Here is a 4,070-nt window from a genome sequence, read left to right as displayed (position 1 = left end):
CGGTCGGGGTGGACGGCTCCGCCGGGGCGGACCGCGGCCATCTCGGCGTCCACGGCCGCCTGGTCCAGGACGGCGGACCGGCGGGGCAGATGAAGGTCGGTCATGTCAGCGCTCCAGGACGGGGGCCGGTGACCGGCCCGTATCGGTAGGGGGCGTCGGGTTCCGTGGACGGTGCCCGTTCACCGGACGGAGTCCGCGGGGGTGTCGGCGCCGAGCACCGCGGTGCCGGTGCGGCGCCGGACCTCGTCGAGGGTGACGCCCGGCGCCAGTTCTGCCAGGCGCAGGCCCTGGCCGGTGACGTCGAGGACGGCGAGGTCGGTGACGATCCGGTGCACACAGCCGCGGCCGGTGAGCGGCAGCGTGCAGGCCTCCACGAGTTTCGGAGAGCCGTCCTTCGCGTTGTGCTCCATGAGCACGAGGACGCGGCGGGTGCCGTGCACGAGGTCCATCGCCCCGCCCATCCCCTTGATCATCTTGCCGGGCACGGCCCAGTTGGCGAGGTCGCCGTGCGCCGACACCTGCATCGCGCCGAGGACGGCGATGTCGATGTGGCCGCCGCGGATCATGCCGAAGGACAGCGCCGAGTCGAAGAAGGCGGCGCCCGGCCGCGCGGTGACGGTCTCCTTGCCCGCGTTGATCAGGTCGGGGTCGACCTCGTCCTCGGCCGGGTAGGGGCCCACGCCCAGCAACCCGTTCTCCGACTGCAGGACGACGTCGACGCCGGCGGGGAGGTGGTTCGGGATCCGCGTGGGCAGTCCGATGCCCAGGTTGACGTACGCGCCGTCGGGCAGTTCGCGGGCCGCGCGGGCGGCCATCTCGTCCCGGGTCCAGGGCATCAGCCGCGCACCGTCCTCTTCTCCACGCCCTTGTCGGCGGCCTGTTCGGGGGTCAGCTCCAGCACGCGGTGCACGAAGACGCCGGGCAGGTGCACCTCGTCGGGTGCGATCCGGCCCGGCTCCACGAGCTCCTCGACCTCGGCGATCGTGACGCGCCCGGCCGTCGCGGCGAGCGGGTTGAAGTTGCGTGCCGCCTTGGCGAAGACCAGGTTTCCGTGGCGGTCGCCGCGGGCCGCGCGGACGAGGGCGAAGTCGGTGGTGATGCCGCGCTCCATCAGGTAGGGGCGCCCGTCGAACGTGCGCACCTCCTTGGGCGGCGAGGCGACGGCCACGCTGCCGTCGGCGGCGTACCGCCAGGGCAGGCCGCCCTCGGCGACCGGCGTGCCCACACCGGCCGGGGTGAAGAAGGCGGGGATCCCGGCGCCGCCCGCGCGCAGCCGCTCGGCGAGGGTGCCCTGCGGGGTGAGTTCGAGCTCCAGCTCGCCGGAGAGGTACTGGCGGGCGAACTCCTTGTTCTCCCCGACGTACGAGCCGACGACCCGGGCGATGCGGCGAGCCGCGAGGAGCGTGCCGAGACCGCCGTCGTCCACCCCGCAGTTGTTGGAGACGACCCGCAGGCCGCGTGCGCCCTGCCGGTGCAGGGCCGCGATGAGGACGTTCGGGACCCCGCTGAGTCCGAAGCCGCCGACGGCCAGAGACGCGCCGTCACCGATGTCGGCGACGGCCTCCTCGGCCGAGCGCACCACCTTGTCCATTGCCGTCCGTCCGATCGTCGACGCGTGATGTTGCATGTGTTCGCCTGGTGAACTAAAGTTCACAAACGGCGACGGGGCGAGTTTCCATCCGGCCCGTGCCCTTGTCAACGGGTCGGCCGTGCGATCGAGGAGGACGAATGCCGCGCACCGCTGCGGCCGCAGCGCCGGTGGGCCCCCTGGAGCGGGGGCTCGGCGTGCTGCGCGTGCTGTCCCGCTCCCCGCAGGGGAGGCTGACGGCCGGCGCGCTCGCCAAGGAGACCGGCCTGGCCCGTTCGACCGTCGACCGCATCGCCGCGACGCTGGTCCACCTCGGGTATCTGCGGGACGAGGACCGCGAACTCGTCCTGGCCCCGCGCCTGTTGCACCTCGGTGCCGCCTATCTGCGGGCCTGCGGGGTGCCCGCCGCCGTCGGCCCGCTCGCCGCGGCGCTCGCGGACCGGCTCGACGAGTCGGTCTCGGTCGCGGTTCCCGACGCCGACGCGGTCCGCTTCGTCGTGCAGCACACCCGGCGTCGCGCGCTGGCCGCGTCGTTCCGCGTCGGCGACGCTCTGCCCGCCGACCGCTGCGCCCCGGGCGCGCTGTTCGCCGCCGAGTGGCCCCAGGAGCGGTTCGCGGCGCGGTGGTCACGGCCGCCGCGGGACTTCCCGGCGCTCCCCGGCGCCTACCGGCCGCGGATCGACGACGACCGGCTGCGCGCCCTCGCCGCGGAGGCGGCCGGACGCGGCTGGTCCGCCGACGACCAGCTCGTCGAGCCCGGCCTGGTCGCCGTCGCCGTGCCGGTGCGGGACGCCACGGGCCGTACCGTGTGTGCGCTCAGCGCGGTCAGCCACACCAGCCGGCACACCGCCGAGGGACTGCGCGCGTACGCGCTGGAGCCGCTGCGGGACACCGCCGCCCGCATGACGCAGGCGCTGGCCGCGCCGCCCGCCGCCTCGGCCCCGTCCGATCAGGGCGACCCCGGCGCCCCGGCGACGGACCCGACGGCGCAGGCCAAGCGGGAGCTCGGCCCCGAGTACCTCCAGTCGCTCGCCCGGGGGCTCGCCGTGCTGACCGCGCTCGGCGCCGCCCCCGGCCTGACCCTCTCCGCCGTCGCACAGGCCACCGGACTGGCCCGCGCCACGGCCCGCCGCTCCCTGCTCACCCTGGAACAGCTCGGCTACGCCACCTCCGCCGACGGTACCTTCAGCCTGCTGCCCGCGGTCCTCGACCTCGGCTATCCCCTGCTGTCGGGCCTCCCGCTCGGCGACATCGCCCGGCCGCACCTCGCGGCCCTCGTCCGGCAGGTGCACGAGTCGGCCTCCGTCGCGGTCCTCGACGGCCCGGACATCCGGTACGTGAGCCGGGTCGCCGCCGGCCGCATCATGAGCGTCGACATCACCGAGGGGACCCGCTTCCCCGCCCGGGCCACGTCGATGGGCCGGGTCCTGCTCGCCGGGCTCCCGGCCGGCGAGCGCGCGGCCCGGCTGTCCGCGGCCGACCTCGCGCCCCTGACCCCGTACACGGTCACGGGACGGGACGCGCTCGAGCGGATCATCGACGGGGTGGCGGCCGACGGGTACGCGGTGGTGGACCAGGAGCTGGAGCAGGGCCTGTGCTCGATCGCGGTCCCCGTGCGCGGCGCCCGCGGGGAGACGGTCGCCGCGGTCAACGTGGCGCTGCACTCGGGCCGCACGTCCGCCGAGGAGGCCAGGACGGCGATCCTGCCCGCCCTGCGCGCGACCGCCGCAGCCATCTCCGCGGACGCGGCCGCGGTCCTCGCCGCGCAGGCGGGAGCGGGGCCGCGCTGACGGCTTCACCGAGTGGATCACGCCGACGGCTTCACCGGGTCGATCACGCCGACGGCTTCACCGGGTCGATCACGATGCGGACGGACGGGCTGGACACGACGGCACGCAGGCCCGAGTCTCGACGAATGTTCCGTCACGCTCCGCACCGCTCCTCCCGGCCCGACGACCGGCCCGACGACGCTCTGCCGCCGCGCGCGCTCGGCGCCCTGGGCAAGGGGGAGCACGTCGGCGTCCGGCCCGTGGCCGACGGTCCGCGGGACGCCACGCTCTTCGAGGGGTACTGCCACCCCGGCCGCGCCCGCGAGCGCGGCTACGGCGGGGCGGCCCTGGCCCAGGCGCTCGCCGCCGCCCAGCACACCGTCGACCCGGACGAGCGCCGGGTGCACTCCCTGCACGCCTACTTCCTGCGCCCGCTCGCGCCCACCCGCCCGGCCCGCTACGCCGTCGACCACGTGCGCGACGGGACCGGCTACTCGATGCGGCAGGTCACCGCGCGACAGGGCGGCAAGGAGGCACTCACGATGAGCGTGTCCTTCAAACGGCCGCAACCGGACGGCGGTTGGCGCCAGCCCGGCATGCCCGACGTGCCCGGCCCCGACGCGCTCGACGACGGCTGGGCGTTCCGCCCCACCGACCACCCGCTGCGCACCTCCCTGGAGTACCGGGAGGTGCCGCGCGCCGCCCCGCACTCC

4 protein-coding genes are annotated in these 4,070 nt (G+C 75.7%); 2 read left to right on the top strand and 2 right to left on the bottom strand.

All coding sequences use genetic code 11. The features are described from left to right. Positions 1-179: 179 nt before the first annotated feature. Entirely contained in the window at positions 180-836 is a 657-nt protein-coding gene (locus tag GTW43_RS26785) for a CoA transferase subunit B (protein WP_161304541.1), read from the bottom strand. Then, positions 836-1,591, bottom strand: coding sequence for a CoA transferase subunit A (locus tag GTW43_RS26780; protein ID WP_161304540.1), 756 nt, complete (start codon positions 1,589-1,591; stop codon positions 836-838). Before GTW43_RS26780 ends, GTW43_RS26785 begins: the two co-directional genes overlap by 1 nt. Before the next feature lie 137 nt (positions 1,592-1,728). On the opposite strand from GTW43_RS26780, the gene GTW43_RS26775 reads away from it, so the two are divergent. Together GTW43_RS26775 and GTW43_RS26770 are read left to right on the top strand one after the other, a co-directional pair. Continuing rightward, on the top strand, positions 1,729-3,378 hold the full coding sequence (locus GTW43_RS26775) for an IclR family transcriptional regulator C-terminal domain-containing protein (protein WP_161304539.1): 1,650 nt from the start codon (positions 1,729-1,731) through the stop codon (positions 3,376-3,378). A 125-nt stretch (positions 3,379-3,503) separates the two neighbouring features. After that, the coding region (locus GTW43_RS26770) for an acyl-CoA thioesterase domain-containing protein (RefSeq protein ID WP_202501971.1) at positions 3,504-4,070 on the top strand (567 nt) is incomplete at its 3' end.

The sequence above is a fragment of the Streptomyces sp. SID5785 genome, assembly GCF_009870065.1.
Taxonomy (GTDB): domain Bacteria; phylum Actinomycetota; class Actinomycetes; order Streptomycetales; family Streptomycetaceae; genus Streptomyces.
The sequence above is the reverse complement of the archived record's forward strand: the minus strand, read 5'-3'. Positions and strand labels throughout refer to the sequence as shown.

Coding starts and splice junctions, on each gene's coding strand:
- GTW43_RS26785 (WP_161304541.1), bottom strand. CDS start 836: ATGCCCTGGACCCGGGACGAGATGGCCGCCCGCGCGGCCCGCGAACTG.
- GTW43_RS26780 (WP_161304540.1), bottom strand. CDS start 1,591: ATGGACAAGGTGGTGCGCTCGGCCGAGGAGGCCGTCGCCGACATCGGT.
- GTW43_RS26775 (WP_161304539.1), top strand. CDS start 1,729: ATGCCGCGCACCGCTGCGGCCGCAGCGCCGGTGGGCCCCCTGGAGCGG.